This is a genomic window from Bradyrhizobium sp. 153 (assembly GCF_023073835.1).
Lineage (GTDB): Bacteria > Pseudomonadota > Alphaproteobacteria > Rhizobiales > Xanthobacteraceae > Bradyrhizobium.
This window is the reverse complement of the sequence record NZ_JADPKH010000117.1, coordinates 1-821: the sequence shown is the minus strand read 5'-3', so window position 1 is coordinate 821 and position 821 is coordinate 1. Positions and strand designations below refer to the sequence as shown.

Sequence of the window (821 nt, the reverse complement as noted above, 5' to 3'; positions counted from 1 at the left end):
TAAAATCTTTCGATATAGTCGAACACATCGGCTCGTGCCTCGTCTCTGGTTCGGTAGATCTTGTTGGCGGTCCGTTCGGTCTTGAGCGACGAGAAGAAGCTCTCCATCGCTGCGTTGTCCCAGACGTTGCCGGAACGGCTCATGCTGCAGAGAATGCCGTGGTCGGCCATCAAGCGCTGGAACTGCTCGCTGGTGTACTGACTGCCCTGGTCGGAGTGGTGCAACAGGGCGTCCGGCTTGCCGCGTCGCCAGACGGCCATCAGCAGGGCATCGGTTACCAACTGAGCTGTCATGGCGGCGCTCATCGACCAACCCACCACCCGGCGTGAGAACAGGTCGATCACCGCTGCGACGTAGAGCCAGCCCTCGGCCGTCCAGAGATACGTAAAGTCGGCGATCCACTTCTGGTTCGGCCGCTCGGCGGCGAACTGCCGGTCAAGGAGGTTCGCCGGCACGGTCTCGAGCTGTCGATCGCCGCTGTCCTTCGGCAAGCGCCGGCGTCGCGGCCGCGCCCGCAAGCCTTGCAGGCGCATCAGCCGTTCGATTTGGTGCAGGCCACAGTCCGCCCCATCGGCGAGCAGATCACGCCACACCCGGCGCGCACCATAGGTGCGGTCGCTCGCCATGAAGCTGGCCTTCACCTTGCCGCCGAGCTCTTCGTCGCTGCGGGATCTGGCGCTGGGCGAGCGATTCAGCCAGGCATGGAAGCCCGACCGCGACACCCCCAGCGCATCGCATAGCCATGCCACCGGCCAGATCGCCCGGTGCTTCGCGATGAAGACGAACTTCATGTCGCTTCCTTCGCGAAGAAGGCTGCGGCC

General features: G+C 64.3%; 1 protein-coding gene. It reads right to left on the bottom strand.

Annotated elements, in window-relative coordinates:
* Positions 1–821: IS3 family transposase (locus IVA91_RS27175; RefSeq protein ID WP_247459491.1), on the bottom strand; the 821-nt coding region annotated here is incomplete at both ends.